19 protein-coding genes, 1 riboswitch and 2 other annotated features are annotated in these 17,945 nt (G+C 36.1%); of the genes, 16 read left to right on the top strand and 3 right to left on the bottom strand.

The genetic code is table 11. The annotated features are described in order from the left end of the window. The first annotated feature begins 7 nt into the window (after positions 1-7). The 7 genes from cysC to ACXY7N_RS06000 all read left to right on the top strand — a co-directional run bounded on the left by cysC (position 8) and on the right by ACXY7N_RS06000 (position 6,434). Positions 8-601 carry an adenylyl-sulfate kinase gene (gene cysC, locus ACXY7N_RS05970; RefSeq protein WP_016133981.1) on the top strand — a complete coding sequence of 198 codons (594 nt, stop codon included), beginning with the start codon at positions 8-10 and terminating at the stop codon, positions 599-601. 12 nt (positions 602-613) lie between these two features. Then, positions 614-2,236: a nitrite/sulfite reductase gene (locus tag ACXY7N_RS05975; protein ID WP_016133982.1), complete on the top strand. Its 1,623-nt coding sequence runs from the start codon at positions 614-616 to the stop codon at positions 2,234-2,236. A gap of 10 nt (positions 2,237-2,246) precedes the next feature. After that, positions 2,247-2,447, top strand: a complete 201-nt coding sequence (locus ACXY7N_RS05980; protein ID WP_000366917.1) for a DUF3906 family protein — start codon at positions 2,247-2,249, stop codon at positions 2,445-2,447. An 85-nt stretch (positions 2,448-2,532) separates the two neighbouring features. Further along, the gene (gene cobA, locus ACXY7N_RS05985) at positions 2,533-3,309 is read left to right on the top strand and encodes a uroporphyrinogen-III C-methyltransferase (protein ID WP_016133983.1); all 777 of its coding nucleotides are present in this window, start codon (positions 2,533-2,535) and stop codon (positions 3,307-3,309) included. A 1-nt stretch (position 3,310) separates the two neighbouring features. Then, positions 3,311-4,066, top strand: a complete 756-nt coding sequence (locus ACXY7N_RS05990) for a sirohydrochlorin chelatase (RefSeq protein WP_016088705.1) — start codon at positions 3,311-3,313, stop codon at positions 4,064-4,066. Further along, positions 4,041-4,658 (top strand): NAD(P)-binding protein, encoded by a 618-nt coding sequence (locus ACXY7N_RS05995; protein WP_016088704.1) that lies wholly within the window; start codon positions 4,041-4,043, stop codon positions 4,656-4,658. Before ACXY7N_RS05990 ends, ACXY7N_RS05995 begins: the two co-directional genes overlap by 26 nt. Positions 4,659-4,719: 61 nt before the next feature. Continuing rightward, positions 4,720-4,967: a binding site (T-box leader), on the top strand. A gap of 111 nt (positions 4,968-5,078) precedes the next feature. Further along, positions 5,079-6,434: a sodium-dependent transporter gene (locus ACXY7N_RS06000; RefSeq protein WP_488592326.1), complete on the top strand. Its 1,356-nt coding sequence runs from the start codon at positions 5,079-5,081 to the stop codon at positions 6,432-6,434. 30 nt (positions 6,435-6,464) lie between these two features. On the opposite strand, the gene ACXY7N_RS06005 is transcribed toward ACXY7N_RS06000, so the two are convergent. Further along, positions 6,465-6,626 carry a hypothetical protein gene (locus ACXY7N_RS06005; protein WP_016088702.1) on the bottom strand — a complete coding sequence of 54 codons (162 nt, stop codon included), beginning with the start codon at positions 6,624-6,626 and terminating at the stop codon, positions 6,465-6,467. A gap of 101 nt (positions 6,627-6,727) precedes the next feature. Further along, on the bottom strand, positions 6,728-7,999 hold the full coding sequence (locus ACXY7N_RS06010) for a murein hydrolase activator EnvC family protein (RefSeq protein ID WP_016088701.1): 1,272 nt from the start codon (positions 7,997-7,999) through the stop codon (positions 6,728-6,730). Between the two features lie 496 nt (positions 8,000-8,495). Between ACXY7N_RS06010 and gltP the strand changes: the two genes are divergently transcribed. The 9 genes from gltP to ACXY7N_RS06055 all read left to right on the top strand — a co-directional run bounded on the left by gltP (position 8,496) and on the right by ACXY7N_RS06055 (position 16,198). After that, positions 8,496-9,770, top strand: a complete 1,275-nt coding sequence (gene gltP / locus ACXY7N_RS06015; RefSeq protein ID WP_016133985.1) for a glutamate/aspartate:proton symporter GltP — start codon at positions 8,496-8,498, stop codon at positions 9,768-9,770. Between the two features lie 68 nt (positions 9,771-9,838). Continuing rightward, positions 9,839-10,357: a ribonuclease FAU-1 family protein gene (locus ACXY7N_RS06020; RefSeq protein WP_088083473.1), complete on the top strand. Its 519-nt coding sequence runs from the start codon at positions 9,839-9,841 to the stop codon at positions 10,355-10,357. A gap of 120 nt (positions 10,358-10,477) precedes the next feature. Next, positions 10,478-10,583: riboswitch (SAM riboswitch) on the top strand. 94 nt (positions 10,584-10,677) lie between these two features. Further along, a complete protein-coding gene (locus tag ACXY7N_RS06025; protein WP_033659650.1) occupies positions 10,678-11,994 on the top strand; it encodes a Na+/H+ antiporter NhaC family protein in 1,317 nt (438 codons plus the stop codon). Positions 11,995-12,207: 213 nt separating this feature from the next. Continuing rightward, the gene (locus ACXY7N_RS06030) at positions 12,208-12,564 is read left to right on the top strand and encodes a lmo0954 family membrane protein (protein ID WP_016088697.1); all 357 of its coding nucleotides are present in this window, start codon (positions 12,208-12,210) and stop codon (positions 12,562-12,564) included. Between the two features lie 45 nt (positions 12,565-12,609). Beyond that, on the top strand, positions 12,610-13,272 hold the full coding sequence (locus ACXY7N_RS06035; RefSeq protein ID WP_016136605.1) for a PspA/IM30 family protein: 663 nt from the start codon (positions 12,610-12,612) through the stop codon (positions 13,270-13,272). Positions 13,273-13,378: 106 nt separating this feature from the next. Continuing rightward, a complete protein-coding gene (liaF, locus tag ACXY7N_RS06040; RefSeq protein ID WP_016088695.1) occupies positions 13,379-14,119 on the top strand; it encodes a cell wall-active antibiotics response protein LiaF in 741 nt (246 codons plus the stop codon). Beyond that, complete coding sequence (locus ACXY7N_RS06045; RefSeq protein WP_016088694.1) at positions 14,119-15,174, top strand: sensor histidine kinase; 1,056 nt, start codon at positions 14,119-14,121, stop codon at positions 15,172-15,174. The genes liaF and ACXY7N_RS06045 overlap by 1 nt, the downstream gene beginning before the upstream one ends. Beyond that, the gene (locus ACXY7N_RS06050; RefSeq protein ID WP_000598709.1) at positions 15,171-15,803 is read left to right on the top strand and encodes a response regulator; all 633 of its coding nucleotides are present in this window, start codon (positions 15,171-15,173) and stop codon (positions 15,801-15,803) included. The genes ACXY7N_RS06045 and ACXY7N_RS06050 overlap by 4 nt, the downstream gene beginning before the upstream one ends. A gap of 98 nt (positions 15,804-15,901) precedes the next feature. Further along, entirely contained in the window at positions 15,902-16,198 is a 297-nt protein-coding gene (locus ACXY7N_RS06055) for a DUF3922 domain-containing protein (protein ID WP_116329309.1), read from the top strand. A gap of 23 nt (positions 16,199-16,221) precedes the next feature. On the opposite strand, the gene brnQ3 is transcribed toward ACXY7N_RS06055, so the two are convergent. Then, positions 16,222-17,577 (bottom strand): branched-chain amino acid transport system II carrier protein BrnQ3, encoded by a 1,356-nt coding sequence (gene brnQ3 / locus ACXY7N_RS06060; RefSeq protein WP_488592327.1) that lies wholly within the window; start codon positions 17,575-17,577, stop codon positions 16,222-16,224. 57 nt (positions 17,578-17,634) lie between these two features. Continuing rightward, positions 17,635-17,893 (bottom strand) — a binding site (T-box leader). Positions 17,894-17,945: the final 52 nt, after the last annotated feature.

A 17,945-nucleotide genomic window follows, 5' to 3' on the forward strand; every position in this document is an offset into this window, starting at 1 on the left:
GAATGAGATGGATACGAATATTACTTGGCATACAGCATCTGTTTCAAAAGATGAGAGAAGAGTAAAAAATGGGCATCATAGTTTTGTAGTTTGGTTTACTGGATTATCAGCTTCAGGTAAATCTACGGTAGCGAACGCGGTTGCTCGTAAACTATTTGAAAAGAATATTGGAAACTATGTACTAGATGGAGACAATATACGCCACGGTTTAAATAAAGACTTAGGTTTTTCTGAAAGTGATCGTATGGAGAATATAAGACGGATTGGCGAAGTAGCGAAACTATTTGTAGATCAAGGTACTGTTGTTCTTACAGCGTTCATTTCACCATTTCGAGTAGATCGAAAACAAGTTAGAGATCTATTAGCTGCAGATGAGTTTATAGAAGTGTTTGTAAAATGTCCAATTGAAGAGTGTGAAAAACGTGATCCAAAAGGGCTTTATAAAAAAGCAAGAAAAGGTGATATTAAGGAATTTACAGGTGTTGATTCACCGTATGAGGAACCAAAGCAAGCGGAATTAATTGTAGAAACGCATAAGTATTCTATTGAAGAATGTGCAGAACAAATTGTTAAGTACTTACAAGAGCGTAGTTTTATATAGGGGGATTTAAAAATGAGTTATGAAAAAGTATGGGCTAACAATGAAAAATTAAATCAGACTGAGAAAAATAAGTTAAAAAAAGATGGTTTGGAAATCTTTAATGATATTCCTTACTATGCTGAAAATGGATTCGAATCTATTCCGAAAGAAGAGTGGGACGCATTTAAATGGGCAGGGTTGTATTTACAAAGACCGAAAGAAGCTGGTTATTTTATGATGCGTGTCAATATTCCTTCAGGGATTATTACGAATGCACAGGCAGAAGTGCTTGCTTCTATCGCTGAGGATTATGGGCGTGACGTAATAGATATTACGACAAGACAGGCGATTCAGTTTCACTGGTTAGAAATTCATCAAATTCCAGATATTTTTAAAAGGTTAGCGCGAGTGGGGTTATCTTCAGCTGGAGCGTGTGGTGATATAACGCGTAATATTACAGGGAATCCACTTGCGGGTATTGATGCGAATGAACTGTTGGATACAACTGGTATTGTGAAAGAAGTATATGACTACTTCCAACATAATGAAGAGTTTTCTAACTTACCACGTAAATTTAAAATGTCTATTAGTTCTAACATTTATAACTCAGCAAATGCAGAGATTAACTGTGTTGCATTTACACCTGCAAAGAAAGAGATAGATGGTGAGGAAAAAGTTGGTTTTCATATAAAAGTAGGCGGTGGATTATCAGCTCGTCCATACTTAGCTGATGAATTAGATGTATTTGTTTTACCAGAAGAAGTAAAGACGGTAGCGATTGCGATTGCTACAATATTCCGTGATTTTGGATATCGTGAAAAACGTCATTTAGCCCGTTTGAAATTTCTTGTTGCAGACTGGGGAGCAGAGAAGTTTAAAGAGAAACTAATAGAGTATACAGGACCATTGCAAAGTAAAGGGGAAAGTGCTCTCAAAGGTTGGAATGCGGGATACTTCTATGGTGTCCAAGACCAAAAACAAGATGGACTAAAATATGTAGGTTTTAATGTGCCGGTAGGACGTCTGCATGCAGAAGAAATGTTTGAGATTGCAAGAATTGCTAAGCAGTATGGAAATGGACAAATTCGTACATGTAATTCGCAAAACTTCATTATTCCGAATGTTCCGCCAAAAAATGTGACGGGTTTACTAAATGAGCCGTTGTTTGAAGCAATATCAGCAAGTCCGAAATCGTTTATTGGTCATGCGGTTTCTTGTACTGGTATTGAATATTGCAATCTTGCTTTAGTAGAAACGAAAGAAAGATTGCGAAAAATCGCCGAATACTTAGATACACAAATTGCACTCGATGTTCCGGTTCGTATTCATATGGTAGGATGCCCGAATTCATGTGGTCAACGTCAAATTGCTGACATTGGATTACAAGGGGTGAAAATGAAAACGAAGGAAAAAGGAATTGTTGAGGCATTTGAAATATATGTAGGTGGAACGTTGTTAGATGGTGGTGCTTATAATCAAAAGTTAAAAGGAAAAATAGATGGCGAGGATCTACCTGATGTACTTGCATCATTTATAAGTTATTTCAAAGAGAATAAATTACCAGCTGAAACGTTTTATGATTTTGTCGGCCGTGTTGGTGTAGAGACATTACAAATAGCGTTAAATAACGTGCTAGAAGAAGTAATAGCGTCTTAGGAGGGACAATATGGATTTATATCGATTTGAAGCTGTGTTAGTAAATAGTATTGTTCCGATTGTTGTCGTTGCTCAAAGTGAAGAACAGGCGTTTAAGCTCGCGGAGATGGAGCTTGAAAAGCATTTTTTACCGCTGCCAGAAGTAAAGGAGATTTCCCTATTTGAAAAAAAGAAGATTCGAAAAGGTGCGGCATTTGTTATTCATGAGTAAGGAAAAGGTAATACGAAATAATGAAAACTTCCATTCGTATATAAGGATGGAAGTTTCACTTTAATAGTAGAAATGAGGAGAGATGATGGGGAAGGTTTATATCGTTGGTGCGGGTCCTGGTGATCCAGATTTAATCACTGTGAAAGGGTTGAAATGTATTGAGAAGGCAGATGTTATTTTGTACGACCGCCTTGTAAATAAAGAGTTGCTTTCCTATGCAAAGCCCGAAGCAGATTTAATTTATTGCGGAAAACTACCAAATTATCACACGATGAAGCAAGAGACAATTAACACGTTTCTTATTAAATATGCGAAAAAAGGAAAAGTTGTAACGAGGCTTAAGGGCGGTGATCCATTTGTATTTGGTAGAGGGGGAGAAGAAGCTGAAGCGTTAGCAAAGCAAGGTGTACCATTTGAAATCGTTCCTGGTATTTCAGCTGGAATAGCTGCGCCTGCTTATGCTGGTATTCCGGTGACGCACCGTGATGCAAGTGCGAGTTTTGCTATTGTGACGGGACATAGGAAAGAAGATGCTGCAGAGGAAGTGAAGTGGGAAAATTTAGCGAAAGGTGTAGAGACATTGGCGGTATATATGGGGGTTAGTAATTTACCCTACATATGTGAACAACTGATGAAGCATGGAAAGGATAAAAGTACACCTGCTGCTATTATTGAACGGGGAACGACATCTATGCAACGTACGGTTGTAGGGACGTTAGGGACAATTGTAGATATTGCGAAAAAAGAACAAATTCAAAATCCGAGCATGATTGTAATTGGAGAAGTGGTCCGTTTTAGAGAAAGAATCCATTGGTTTGAGAAACAGACAGAAAGTACGTATCAAGTAAGCGGAGTGTTATAAAATGAAGGCCATCTTATATATATGTCATGGAAGTCGTTTGAAAGCGGCTAAAGAAGAAGCAGTTGCGTTTATTACGTCATGTATGAACCGTGTAGAGGCGAGTATTCAAGAAGTTTGTTTTTTAGAGTTAGCGAATCCAACTATTGATGAAGGGTTCCGTACATGTGTGAAGCGTGGTGCTACAGAGATTATTGTTATTCCAGTTTTTTTATTAGCGGCAGGTCATGTGAAAAAAGATATCCCGTTTGAATTGGAGAAGTTAACTAAGCAATTTTCGAATGTTAAAGTGACCTATGGTAACCCGTTTGGTGTATCAGAAACACTTGTTAAATCGGTGTATAGCGGAAGTGGCATTGAACAGGAAGATAAGAATGAAGTGACGCTACTTCTCGTTGCAAGAGGGAGCAGTGATCCTGAAGTATTAAGAGATATAAACTGGATTGCTTCTTTATTTCAAACAGAAGAGAAGATTAAAAAAGTAGAAGTTTGTTATTTAGCGGCTGCCGAGCCAAAATTTGAGGAGAAGTTAAAGGAAGTTGTAGAACGAAAAGAAAAGAACATCGTTGTGCTGCCTTACTTGTTATTTACAGGTTTACTTATGAAACATATTGAAAAAGAAGTGCGCCAATATGAGTTGGATGAGATAAAAATAAGTCCGTATTTAGGAAAGAATGAAGCGTTTCAGTATATGTTAATTCAGAAAACGAAGAAATTATTGAAGGGAGATCAATATGTATCCACTTACAGTGCGAGTTGAGAAGAAACGTGTTGTTGTCATTGGTGGAGGGAAAGTCGCGGGATTTAAAATTATTCCTTTACTAAAACAAGGTGCGGATATAGTTGTGGTAAGTCCTGAATTGGATGCGAATTTAGTGAAACTTGTAGAAGAAAAGAAAATTCGTTGGTATCAAAGGGAGTATGAAAAAAGTGATATTAAAGACGCTTTTTTAGTTGTTGCAGCGAGTAGTGATGCTGTATTAAATGAACAAATTGCTGAAGATAGCGCAGAGAATCAATTAGTAAATGTTATTACGAACCCGGAAAGTGGTAATGTTCATTTTCCGGCAGCGATTCATCGTGGATTACTGAATGTGGCTGTTTCTACCGGAGGAGCGAGCCCGAAACTTGCAAAAAAAATTCGTGATGATATCGCAAATAAATATGATGAGGCGTATGAAGCGTATCTTGATTTTTTATACGAAGTTAGAGTAAAAGTGAAAGCATTACAAATAGAGAAAAGGCAGAGAAATATATTGTTGCAAGAGGTATTAAAGTCGATATATGTTCAAAATGAACAAAAAAGAGAATTGTTTTTACAAGAATTAGAGAGAAGAGTTCATATAGGATAATGAATAAATTGTACTTTACAACTATAAAAATATAATTTATAATCACTAGTAACTTCAATAGATGAAATCGATGAGCAAGAAGAGTATGTATATTTGATACGTTCAGAGAGCTGGGGTAAGGTGTGAGCCCGGTACGATAAAATATACAGAATGGGCTTGCGAGAGGTATGTTGAACATTGTAGTAGGCAACCCGGGTTCCGCCGTTAAAAGGATAGAGTATCGGAATTTTCCTGTACTTGAACAAGTGGGATTTATCAATCCAATTGAGGTGGTACCACGGTATTAACATTACATATATCGTCCTCTACATGCATATTTGCGTGTAGGGGACTTTTTTATTTTCTAAAGGAGGTGTGCGAGTATGAAATGAAAGTGTATAATTGATAAAAGTTTAAATATTCAGAAAAGGGGAATTTATGATGAAAGAAACACAGCAATGGACGTCGAAAATAGGCTTTGTACTCGCAGCAGCTGGAGCCGCAGTAGGTCTTGGTGCAATATGGAAATTTCCGTATGTTGCAGGTAATGGCGGGGGAGGCGCATTCTTCCTTGTATTTTTACTATTAACTTTATTTATAGGTATGCCCCTTCTAATAGCTGAATTTGTTATTGGGCGTAGTACGCAAAAAGAGGCAGTTACAGCGTATAAAGTATTAGTGCCAAATAGCAAGTTATATCCTTGGATTGGTCGCATGGGAGTTGTTACTTGTTTTAGTGTACTATCTTTTTATAGTGTTGTAGGTGGATGGATTTTACTGTACTTATACTATAGTGTTACAGGTAGCTTCTGGAATGGTGTTGTTGATTATGGGAGATTGTTTGGTGAAACGATTTCAAATCCAGTAAGCGCGATTGGAGCGCAATTTATCTTTATGCTTTGCACAATTTTTGTTGTAAGTAAAGGTGTAGAAAAAGGGATAGAGAAGGCAAGTAAGTATATGATGCCGCTATTATTTATTTTATTTATTGCAATCATTGTTCGTGCATTAACACTTGATGGTGCTTTTGCAGGAGTAGAGTTCTTCTTAAAACCTGATTTTTCAAAGCTTACAGCAGATACAATTTTATACGCGATGGGACAATCATTCTTCTCGCTAACAGTAGGTGCCTCAGTAATGGTAACGTATAGTTCGTATTTGAAGAAAGAAGAACATTTGGCGAAATCAGCAACATCTATTGTAAGTTTAACTGTTTTTATTACAGTACTTGCAGGATTAGCAATTTTCCCGGCGATTTTCGCATTAGGCGTTAAGCCGACTGAAGGACCAGGACTACTGTTTATCGTCCTTCCAGCAGTATTTGCGAAAATACCATTTGGACAATTTTTCTTCATTATGTTTTTAGTTTTATTCTTCTTTGCAACGTTAACCTCTGCAATTTCTATGCTTGAAATTGTAGTAGCATCTGTTGCGAAAGATAATGAGAAAAAGCGTCCGTCAGCATCGTTATTAATTGGTATTCTTATTTTTGCAGTTGGAATCCCGTCAGCATTATCATTTGGAATTATGAGTGATGTGAAAATATTTGGTAAGACATTCTTTGATTTCGTCGATTTTTCGGTAAGTAATGTATTGCTGCCGTTAGGAGTACTAGCTATTTCGCTATTTGTACCAAATAAAATGAGTAAAGAAATGTTAATGAAAGAATTAGAAGTTACAGAAACGAAAGGGAAAACATTATTTAATATTTGGTTCTTCTTGCTTCGTTATGTTATTCCAGTAACTGTGATTATTGTATTTTTAAATGCAATAGGCGTACTTAAAATGTTTGCATAATAAAAAGACGGAGAAATCTCCGTCTTTTTATTATGCTGTAGGTGTATTTAATAAACGATTATATGCTTTATAGGCTGTTACGACTGCTACGAATGATCCGATTAAAAATAATGCTGAACCACCAAATGTAAATAGCCGGCCAATATAAGTTTCTCTAGCCTCTTCGATTTTTTGTTGTAATTGCGTATTCATATGATTCACCTCGTAAAATATAGGCATTTAGTTGTAGTCTATGTGGAATGCCTATAGTGTGTGAAGTGGAAATAAAAAAACTCGGTATGCACCGAGTTTTTTTATAATCCGATATAAGGAGATGGATCAACTGCGTTTGTTTTGCCGACATTCCATTCTCCAAGGTGAAGTTCGAAGTGTAAATGCTGTCCGTAGGATTGACCAGTGTTCCCCATAAATCCAAGTTGAGTTCCTTGTTTTACAGTTTGTCCATTAGATACAGAACGGCTACTCATATGAGCGTATACTGTTGTGTATGTTTTTCCGTTAATACGGTGAGATAAGTACACAACATTTCCGTAACTAGATGATAATTCTGAGCGAATAACAACGCCATCAGCAGCAGCAATAATTGGTACGGTTCCTGAAGCTGCGATATCGATTCCTTTATGGTTATCTATAGAGCGCACGCCAAACCCAGAAGTTTTTGATCCAGCTGCTGGCTTAATAAAGCCGCCAATATTTGTATCGTGTGGTGTTGGAGCTGCTTGAGCTTTTTGAGCAGATGTAGTAGCTTGTTTACGAGCTTCTTCTGCCTTGCGGGCTTCTTCAGCTTTACGAGCCTCTTCGGCACGTTTTTCTTCTTCAATTGCTTTTTGAACAGCTTGACGCTGGTTTTCTAAAATACCTTTGGATTCTTCTAATCCTTCAATCTCTGAATCTACTTTTGCTACTTTCGTATGTAGATCACTAATAAAGGTTTGCTGCTGTTGCTGATTCGTTTGCAACTCTTGTTGTTTTTGAACTAATTTCTGTTCGGATTCTTTTAATTGTTGCTCTTTTTTCTCAACAGCCTCTTTTTCAGTTGCTACAGCATTTTGGTCAGTTGTCTGCTTTTTCACAATATCTGTATCATTGTTTAAAATTAAACTTACAGAGTACATATTATCAACAAGATCTGCAATGTTTGTAGAATTTGTTAATACCTCTGTAATAATATTTGTACGAGGTTTTTCTTGCATAGATTGTAAACGTTGCTTAATAACTTCCTGACGCGTATCTATGTTTGTTTGTAATTGCTCTATATGTTTCTTTTTTTCAGCGATTACTTGTTGTGTTTTACTAATTTCTTTTTTTGTATCGTTTAATTCAGCTTCGTTTTTATTAATAGAAGTAGTTAGGTCGTCGATTTTCTTTTGTAATTCTTGAATTTCCTTTTCTATTTGTTCTTTCTCGGCTGATTTATTTTGTAAGTCATTTTGTTTTCCTTCTAATTCAGATTGAATATTAGATAATTTATCTTGATTCGTTTCAGCGTATGCGGGTGAAAGAAACGGAGAAACAAAAATCGTTCCTGCTGCTAAAACACTGAACGCTGCAAATTTCTTTTTCATGGTTGTCTGGCTCCTTTCCCTATGAATGTTATATATCATAAGAAGAAGGGTGTCTATCGTTGTAACCATAATGTAAAGAAAATTTTATAAAATTGCTAAGTTTTGTAGGAAATTATCGTCTTTTAACGATAATTTTCACGGCAGATGGATTTTTAAAATTCATGTAAAAAGGATGTATTATTTAATTTTTGTTGTAAAATAAAGGGAAAAATACGTTTGTTTTATATAGTGAAATATTAGATGAGAATCCAATAAAACACTGATAAGGAATCGTTCTCATGTGAGGTTTTCTGACATGGGTTTTGTTTTTGTCAAGAAAATTATTTGCGTTCGGGCAAACTTATTTTGTTGTCAGATTTAAAATTTTGATTTATGATTTTTAACAGGGACAAAATGTAGTGAATTGTCGAATAATATGTAATACTCTTAATTTCATGTTTTTATAGAGATAGAATGAGAGATAGAGTGACACATCGAAGAGGGGGTTACAACAAATATGAAAAGAATAGGACTTGCATGGCAAATATTAATAGGACTTGCGCTTGGTATTGCAGTTGGGGCGATTTTCTTTGATAATCCAGCGGTTGTGAAATATTTACAACCAATTGGTGATATTTTCATCCGATTAATTAAAATGATCGTTGTACCAATTGTTGTAGCAAGTATTGTTGTTGGGGTTGCTGGTGTTGGCGATGTTAAAAAACTAGGCCGACTAGGCGGAAAAACAATTCTTTATTTTGAAATTATTACAACAATTGCAATTATTGTCGGTCTATTAATTGCGAATATTTTCCAACCAGGAAAAGGCGTAAATATGGATCAGTTAACGAAGACAGATATTTCGAAATATACACATACGACAGAGCAAGTGCAAAGTCATTCATTTGCAGATACATTTGTAAATATTGTTCCAACGAACATTATGAAGTCATTAGCTGACGGAGATATGCTTGCTATTATCTTCTTCTCTGTATTATTTGGTTTAGGTGTAGCAGCAATTGGTGAAAGAGGAAGACCGGTTCTTCAATTTTTCCAAGGTGTAGCTGATGCAATGTTTTATGTAACAAACCAAGTTATGAAATTTGCACCATTTGGTGTGTTTGCACTAATTGGTGTTACAGTTTCTACATTCGGTCTAGCTTCATTAATTCCATTAGGGAAATTACTAATTGTCGTATATGGAGCAATGATCTTCTTCGTCGTAGTTGTCTTAGGACTTACAGCGAAAATATTTGGAATTAACATTTTCCAATTCTTTAAGATTTTAAAAGACGAGCTGATCTTAGCATATTCTACAGCGAGTTCAGAAACAGTTTTACCGAAAATCATGGAGAAAATGGAGAAGTTCGGTTGTCCGAAAGCAATTACATCTTTCGTTATTCCGACAGGTTATTCATTTAACTTAGATGGATCAACTTTATATCAAGCAATTGCGGCTATTTTCTTAGCACAAATGTACGGTATTGATTTATCTATTACACAACAAATTACATTATTACTTGTATTAATGGTTACATCAAAAGGTATCGCAGGTGTACCAGGCGTATCATTCGTTGTATTATTAGCGACACTTGGTACAGTAGGTATTCCACCTGAAGGTTTAGCATTCATCGCTGGTATTGACCGTATTTTAGATATGGCTCGTACAGCAGTTAACGTTGTAGGAAACTCTTTAGCAGCTGTAGTTATGTCTAAGTGGGAAGGTCAATATGACGCTGAAAAAGGACAAGCTTATTTGAAAGAGATTTCTGAAAAAGGTCAAGCGGCTTAATTATAATATGAACAAGCTCTCACATAATATGTGGGAGCTTTTCTGTATATAGAAGAGGAGTAGACGTAATGAAACGTAAATATGGTGACGGTTCTTCGTGGAAGCGACTAATAGAGAAGGATTATACGGTTAAGCAAATAGAAGAGGGAATGCTAGGAATACTGGAAATAAAAAAGGTGAAAGAACCAAGTTGTAAAGAATATGATGGTAAAGAACTTTGTATTGCAGGCAATCAGTATACGTGGATTCAATATTTCATAGACGGGAAAAACTTTGCGATTACGGCTATGTTAGATGATCAGAAAAAATTAGTACAATATTATATCGATGTGGCGAAAGAATATGAAATAGACGAACGTAGTTTACCGTATTTTGATGATTTATATTTAGATGTAGTATTATTACCGAACGGTAAGATGTATGTACTAGATGAAGATGAGCTAGAGGATGCCTATAAAAGTGGCGATGTTACAAAAGAAGAGTACGAGTTAGCTTGGTACACTACGAAATGGATAATAGCTGCAATAAAGAATAGTGAATTTTATTGGATTTCAATATTGGAAGAAGAAATCAAAAAGTTAAAATGATTGTTGTATTCAAATTTTTGCATAATTACCAAAAAAATCTATACAAAAAATAATTGACTTTTGTTTTGTAAGCGAGTAAAGTTAGGGAAGAAATTATTATTAAAAAATAAATATGAAACCTTCTTATAAAGAGAGGCGGAGGGACTGGCCCTACGATGCCTCGGCAGCGGACTCGATTTCAGAGTGCTGTGCCAAATCCAGCAAGCATGTGCTTGAAAGATGAGAAGAGTGTTTCTTATAGATGTATAAGACCTCTTCTCATTGGAAGAGGTCTTTTGTTATTCATTAGAAAAAGGTTGAAACTAGGGAGAGATGGTACTTTGAAAGAAACGAGAGGAAATGGTTTGGCTTTATTACCACTTGGAATATTTTTGGCGCTATTTATTGGTTCTGGAATTATTACAGGTGATTTCTATAAATTGCCGATACTTGTAGCGATTTCAATTGCTGTAGGAGTCGCTTTAGCAATGAATCGTAAAGAAAGTTTTAATGTAAAAGTGGAACGATTTGCTAAAGGTGCAGGGAACCCAGATATTATGATTATGGTTTTGATTTTTGTACTGGCGGGAGCGTTTTCTGAAACAGCAAAAGGGATGGGCGGCGTTGATTCTACAGTTAACTTAGCGTTATCAATTTTACCGCAAGGATTTATCGTAGCTGGAATTTTTGTTATAGGGGCATTTATTTCATTAGCGATGGGAACTTCAATGGGAACAATTGCTGCATTAGCACCAATTGCTGTAGGTATTAGTGGGCAAACTGATATCTCAATTGCACTTACGATGGCTACTGTCGTAGGCGGAGCGATGTTTGGTGATAATTTATCATTTATTTCAGATACAACAATCGCAGCTGTACGTTCACAAGGAACAGAAATGAAAGATAAGTTTAAAACGAACTTTTTAATTGTATTACCAGCAGCTATTATTACAATTGTACTTTTAGTAATCGTCACTTTAGGAAGCGATACGCAGATTAAAGCGCATAGCTTTGACTGGATAAAGATTTTACCTTATGCAGGAGTACTTATTACAGCGCTACTTGGTTGGAATGTACTTATCGTGTTAACTGGTGGAACTGTACTATCTGGCGTTATCGGTCTTTTAGATGGAAGTTACACGTTAGAGAGTTTCTTTAAAAGTGTAACGACTGGAATGGGCGGTATGATGGAGTTAGTATTACTAGCTATTTTAATTGGCGGTATGGTCGAACTGATTCAATATAATGGTGGCATTCAATATTTAATGAATATTTTAACGCGTAACATTCGTTCAAAAAAAGGAGCAGAGTTTGGTATTGCTGGCTTAGTGAGTATGACGAATATGTGTACAGCGAATAATACAATTTCTATTATCTTTACAGGTCCACTTGCGAAAAATATTGCAGATCAATATGAAATTGATCCTCGTAAATCAGCGAGTGTATTAGATCTTTTCTCATGTTGTGTGCAAGGATTAATTCCGTATGGTGCGCAAATGTTAACGGCAGCAGGATTTGCGGCGTTATCTCCAATTGAATTGTTGCCATATGCGTTTTATCCAATCTTAGTTGGAGTATGTGGAATCATTTCTATATTAATTGGTTTCCCGAGGTTTTCTAAAGTAGCGGGAAAGAAAGAGTATCATAAAACAGCATAATGAATAGTAACGAAAGCCGTACAGAGAATATTCTCTGTACGGCTTTTTATGTGCGATAAAAGAGTAAAGCATCCGATCTTACCGCATGTTTTTACAAAAGGCTGAATGCAACTCGGTCTTAAGTCTGAGTCAAAAACGGTTCTTAAGCTCGTTATGGAAACATGAAAAAATAGTTAAGATAAGAGTATCAAATCGAAGGGAGGCAAGCACAAGATGAAACAATTTCTAGCGTTTATCGCGGCCGGTATTTTGGCTTTAATTGCTCTTGGTAGTCTTGCTGGTATTGTAGGATTCGCAATCGGAGCAGGAGTTGTGTACTGGAGCTATAAATCATTTGTGCGAGCTAAATCATTTTTTGGAAAGTTAGCTTGGGGTATTGTTGGTTTAATCGGTTTATCCATTGCACTTTCTCATTCCCCAGCACTAATCGGTATCGCAGCATTAGTAGTTTTATACTACGGATACCGTGAGTGGAAAAAAGAAAAAGATGTAGTTGTTGATTCTGCTCCAGAAAGTTCTAAACCATATAGTAACTTTGAAGATGAGTGGAACAAGTTAATGAAAAACTAATATAAAATAAATCAAATTTATAAAGTAGAAGAGAGGAAGATTATAATGAAACAATCTTTATTCGGACGTGTACGCGATGCAATTTTAGCAGATTTTCATAATGTGTTAGATGAGAAAGAAAGAAAAAATCCAATCGCTATGTTAAATCAATATTTACGAGATAGTGAGCGTGAAATAACAAAAATTGAGAAGTTAATTCAGCGCCATAAAACATTAAAATCTAATTTCGCTCGTGAGCTTGAGCAAGCACGTTATTTCGTTAATAAAAGATCAAAGCAAGCGATCATCGCACAAGAAGCAGGCGAACTACAACTGCATGAGCGTGCGTTAGAAGAAGTAGCTTATTATGAAGGGCAAGTAACTCGATTAGAAGAAATGTATGCAGGTGTTGTAGAGCAAATTGATGAGTTAGAGCGTCGTCTTGCTGAGATGAAAAATAAATTAAAAGAAATGCACGCGAAACGTATGGAATTAATGGCACGTGAAAATATGGCACATGCTAATCGCCGTATGAATACTGCGATGCATAAAATGGATGAAAATAATCCGTTCTTACGCTTTGAAGAAATTGAAGATCATATTCGCGATATAGAAACTCGTATGAATGAGGGGCATGAACGTGACACATTTGATATGAAGATTGCAAAGCTTGAGCGTGAAATGAAAGAAAAGAATGATGTATCGTTAACGAAAGAGTTAACAAAATAATAGTAGTATATTATAAAACAGGCTTATGATATAGTGATAGGAGAAAAGGTGTTGGAAAGCAATGCCTTTTCTTCTATGTATATGTGACAAGAAGGGGGGAGCTGAAATGAAGAAGCATTTTTCAAAAACACAATTAATGGGGATGCTCCTCATCATATTTGGATTTGGTCTATTTCTTGATATGATACTTGGACATTTTGAACCAGGTGGTCTCATTTTTGCATTTATTATGCTTATGTTTGGAAGGCATTATCGTAAAAAGAATCGTTATGTACGGGGAAATGTATTTTTATTTGTTGGTGGTATCGTATTATTATTCTTCTTATTTTCATCAGCAGCATTTGTTCTTGTCGTATTTGCTTGTTTAGCTTTAATTGGTTATCAACTGATTCAACAAGGGCATCAGCAAAAAGCAATGAAGGTTGAAATTAAAGAAAAAGGGATTATAGATGAAGAGAAGCAAATATATCGTACAGAACCATATTTAAAAAATATGTTTGTAGGTAATGTACGAATGATGGATCATATTTATGAACTTGAGGATATTAATGTTCAATATGGTGCTTGTGATGTTGAAATAGATTTAACAACTGCCATGATTCCAGAAGGAGAAACGGTAATTGTTATTCGAGGTGTAGTAGGTAATATTCGTTTATATGTGCCGTATGATATTGAACTGTCATTAAATCATTCTGTTATTGTCGGACGTGTGCTCCTGCCAGGACATGAGGAAACAGGGTTTAATCGCAATGTTACATTTAGAACAGAGCAGTATAAAGAAGCTCCTCGTCGTATTAAAATTATTTCTTCGCTTGTCGTAGGCGATACGGAAGTGAGGAAAGTATAATGAAGAAACAAAAAAATATTTCGTGGATGTATATTCGTTACTCTATGTTGTCCTCAGTTAGTATCGCACTTATTTGTACAATTGTATATGTATGGAAAAGTGAGCAACAAGTTTATGATTTATTATGGAAAGAATCCATCGCTTCTGTTCCAATTGGCTTGTTTATTATGACTACAAGTTTACTTATCGGGGGAATTGTAGGGTATGCAATCGGTTACTATATAGAGCAGCGTATACAAGGATTAAATACTTTTCTATTTGAAGTAGAGCGAGGGAATTTTCCGAGTGATGTTTCGTTTACTGCAGATGATGAATTTCATGAAGTGGAACGAAAAGTAATCGGTCTTGCTCGTCGATTAGAGGAGCAAGCTGGACTCTTTCAAAAAGTAACGAATGAACGAGCTCATTGGAATGAAGAGATGAGACAAGAAGCGATTTCCCAAGAAAGGCATCGATTGGCGAGGGAGCTGCATGATTCTGTAAGTCAGCAGCTTTTTGCAATGTCAATGATGATGTCGGCTATTAATGAACAAGTAGCTGAAATTCCAGAAACGACGACAAAGCAGTTGCAGCTCGTTGAAAATATGGTTGTAAATGCACAATCGGAAATGAGAGCATTGCTTCTTCATTTACGCCCTGTACAATTAGAAGGTAAGAAACTGACACAAGGTATAGAAGAATTATTGACGGAATTATCGCGAAAGCAACATATGAAAATTGAATGGCTAATCGAGCCAATAGAATTGAAAAAAGGTGTAGAAGATCATTTATTTCGTATTGTGCAAGAAGCTTTATCCAATACTTTACGACATGCGAAAGCGAAGAAAACGGAAGTACGTCTTCGGAAAATTGATCAATATGCAATTCTAAAAATCATTGATGATGGCGTTGGATTTGAAGTCGGAGTGAATAAGGCTGGTTCATATGGTTTAAGATCAATGCAAGAGCGTGTTCATGAAATTGGTGGGACATTAAAAGTACTTAGTTTCCCGGCTAAAGGGACGCAAATAGAAGTAAAAGTACCGATTATGATTGAGAGAGGGGGAGAATCATGATAAAAGTGTTACTTGTCGATGATCATGAAATGGTTCGAATGGGTGTATCAGCATATTTATCAACGCAGCCAGATATCGAAGTAGTTGGAGAAGCTGAAAATGGAAGAAAAGGTTCAGAGTTAGCACTGCAATTAAGACCAGATATTATTTTGATGGATCTTGTCATGGATGAGATGGATGGGGTTGAAGCAACACGTGCTATTATTCAGGAATGGCCAGAAGCGAAAATTGTAGTTGTAACGAGCTTTTTAGATGATGAGAAATTGTATCCTGTTATTGAGGCGGGAGCGACAAGTTATTTATTAAAAACATCAAGAGCGAGTGATATAGCAGACGCTGTACGAGCTACTTATGATGGAGAAACGGTATTAGAGCCAAAAGTTACTGGTAAAATGATGTCTCGTATGCGTCAGAAGAAAGAACAACCTTTGCATGAGGAGTTAACAGAAAGAGAGTCTGAAATTTTGTTATTAATTGCAGAGGGGAAAAGTAATCAAGAGATTGCAGATGAATTGTTTATAGCCCTCAAAACAGTAAAGACACATGTGAGTAATATTTTAAATAAGCTAAATGTAAGTGACCGGACACAGGCGGTTATTTATGCGTTTAGACATCAATTGACGAAATGATAAAGTGAAACTTTAATCAGTGGGGGGCTATCCCACTGATTATTAGTTTACGCCAAATCTTTTTATTGACGTTAATAAATGTAAGCGTTAACATTAAGTTGTTAACAGTACATACAAAGGGGAGAGAGTGTATGTTAGTTCAAACGATATTTGGCATGGATAAGTCTAAAAAATTAGGGGATTATGTGAACGCATTACAAGCGCTTTGTGAACAATATAATGTTGAAACAGATAAAATTGCAATTGTTGAGGCGACAGAAGAGTACTATTTATTCTTAGTAAAGCAAGAAGATTGCTATGATGTTGTTAAAGTAGAAACAGTGGATACAAATATCGAATATTATACGAAAGCGTATAAAATAAGCAGTTTTAATCATACTGCTTATCAAAAGTAAAAAACTCCCTTTCGGGAGTTTTTTTAGGATGCTTTTACTTCGCGGGAATCGGTTATTAAGGGAACTTTTTTCGCACCGCTTAACTTAGCGATTGTAAGGCCGATAATAGCCCCGGCTAATGAAGGTATTAGCCAGCCAATTCCTTCATTATATAAAGGGATAAATTCAAAATATGGTGTGATAAATGAAACTGAAATACCACCTTGTTTTAATCCGTCAAATACGCTTACGATTGCAGCCCCAATTAAAGCACCTACATAAACAGAGCGATATCCGCCGAAATATTTATGAAGTAACGATAGTAGAACAAGTACAATTGCAACTGGATATACAACAAGTAGAATTGGAACAGAGATGGCAATAATTTTCGTTAAACCTAAGTTGGCAACTAATAATCCTAATGCACAAATGATGCTCGCGAACGTTTTGTATGAAAATGTAGTCAATAATGTTGAGAAATATTGACTACATGCAGATACAAGTCCAACACATGTTGTTAAGCAAGCAAGTGTAACAATTAATGCTAGTAGAAGTAGGCCATATGGACCGAATAATTGTTGTACGATAACAGTGAGTAGCTGTCCTCCATTTTTAGCGTATCCGAGAGAGACGCTAGTCGCACCAAGCCAACCAAGTGCGCCATATACAAGTACGAGACCAGTAGCGGCAATAAGTCCCGCTTTTGCTGTTGCGATAGCGATGGATTTACGATCATTCACACCTTTAGAGCGAATTGCATTTACCACGATAATTCCAAATGCAAGTGCTGAAATTGTATCCATCGTTAAGTATCCTTCCATAAAACCTTTGAAGATTGGAGAAGTTTGATACGCTTGCATTGCTGGACCTGACTGCCCAAGTGGTGTAAATACACTTTTAACAAATAATAAGAAAATAGAGAGCAATAAAATAGGTGTTAATACATTTCCGATACGATCGACGAGCTTAGATGGATTTAAACTAAGCCAAAATACGATAGTAAAGAAGATGATTGTATATAAAAATAGTGCTAGGCTACTAGAGCGAATTGTTTCTGGAAAGAAAGAACTAACGCCCATTTCATAAGCGACATTTGCAACACGTGGAATTCCCATAGATGGACCGATTGCAATGTATACAACTACAGTAAAGAAAATTCCGAATAATGGGTGAACATGACTTGCGAGTTGTTGCATACCATTTCCTGATAAAGAAATTGCAATAACAGTTAATAATGGTAAACCGACTCCTGTTAATAAAAATCCGATCATTGCCGGCCAAAAATTTTCACCTGCATTTTGTCCAAGCATGGGAGGGAAAATTAAATTACCTGCCCCAAAAAATAAAGAAAATAGCATAAGACCCGTGAAAAAAATATGTTTTTTTGATACAGTGTTCATTGTTTTTCCTCCTTTTTTAAAATTCATTTGTAAGAACACAAAAAACTCGTCCCTAAAGAAAGGGACGAGTTATATTTACCCGCGATACCACCCTAATTTATACATGTAGAAATGAGTCTATATGTATACGGCTTTACAACGTACAACATGATACGTGTTCCTTGTAACGGTGGACAGCCGGTAAGAACTTACTGTAACATTCGGTTCTACTTCTCGGAGATGATTTTCGGCTACGCACTGAACGTTGGCTTTCAGCAAATCGCCAACTCTCTGGGGGACAGTCCTATAACGTACTCGTTCTCGTCAATGAATTTTTATTCAAGTATTCTGACAGTATTGTTGCATGTTTTTTTTAGAAAGTCAATATA

This window comes from Bacillus sp. 5w2 (assembly GCF_054353775.1).

Excerpts from the sequence above, each read along its gene's own strand:
- brnQ3 (WP_488592327.1), bottom strand. The coding sequence starts at position 17,577 with ATGAACACTGTATCAAAAAAACATATTTTTTTCACGGGTCTTATGCTA.
- ACXY7N_RS05975 (WP_016133982.1), top strand. The coding sequence starts at position 614 with ATGAGTTATGAAAAAGTATGGGCTAACAATGAAAAATTAAATCAGACT.
- cysC (WP_016133981.1), top strand. The coding sequence starts at position 8 with ATGGATACGAATATTACTTGGCATACAGCATCTGTTTCAAAAGATGAG.
- liaF (WP_016088695.1), top strand. The coding sequence starts at position 13,379 with ATGAAGAAGCATTTTTCAAAAACACAATTAATGGGGATGCTCCTCATC.
- ACXY7N_RS06030 (WP_016088697.1), top strand. The coding sequence starts at position 12,208 with ATGAAACAATTTCTAGCGTTTATCGCGGCCGGTATTTTGGCTTTAATT.
- ACXY7N_RS06000 (WP_488592326.1), top strand. The coding sequence starts at position 5,079 with ATGAAAGAAACACAGCAATGGACGTCGAAAATAGGCTTTGTACTCGCA.
- gltP (WP_016133985.1), top strand. The coding sequence starts at position 8,496 with ATGAAAAGAATAGGACTTGCATGGCAAATATTAATAGGACTTGCGCTT.
- ACXY7N_RS06005 (WP_016088702.1), bottom strand. The coding sequence starts at position 6,626 with ATGAATACGCAATTACAACAAAAAATCGAAGAGGCTAGAGAAACTTAT.
- cobA (WP_016133983.1), top strand. The coding sequence starts at position 2,533 with ATGGGGAAGGTTTATATCGTTGGTGCGGGTCCTGGTGATCCAGATTTA.
- ACXY7N_RS06045 (WP_016088694.1), top strand. The coding sequence starts at position 14,119 with ATGAAGAAACAAAAAAATATTTCGTGGATGTATATTCGTTACTCTATG.
- ACXY7N_RS05990 (WP_016088705.1), top strand. The coding sequence starts at position 3,311 with ATGAAGGCCATCTTATATATATGTCATGGAAGTCGTTTGAAAGCGGCT.
- ACXY7N_RS06020 (WP_088083473.1), top strand. The coding sequence starts at position 9,839 with ATGAAACGTAAATATGGTGACGGTTCTTCGTGGAAGCGACTAATAGAG.
- ACXY7N_RS05995 (WP_016088704.1), top strand. The coding sequence starts at position 4,041 with ATGTATCCACTTACAGTGCGAGTTGAGAAGAAACGTGTTGTTGTCATT.
- ACXY7N_RS05980 (WP_000366917.1), top strand. The coding sequence starts at position 2,247 with ATGGATTTATATCGATTTGAAGCTGTGTTAGTAAATAGTATTGTTCCG.
- ACXY7N_RS06010 (WP_016088701.1), bottom strand. The coding sequence starts at position 7,999 with ATGAAAAAGAAATTTGCAGCGTTCAGTGTTTTAGCAGCAGGAACGATT.
- ACXY7N_RS06050 (WP_000598709.1), top strand. The coding sequence starts at position 15,171 with ATGATAAAAGTGTTACTTGTCGATGATCATGAAATGGTTCGAATGGGT.
- ACXY7N_RS06035 (WP_016136605.1), top strand. The coding sequence starts at position 12,610 with ATGAAACAATCTTTATTCGGACGTGTACGCGATGCAATTTTAGCAGAT.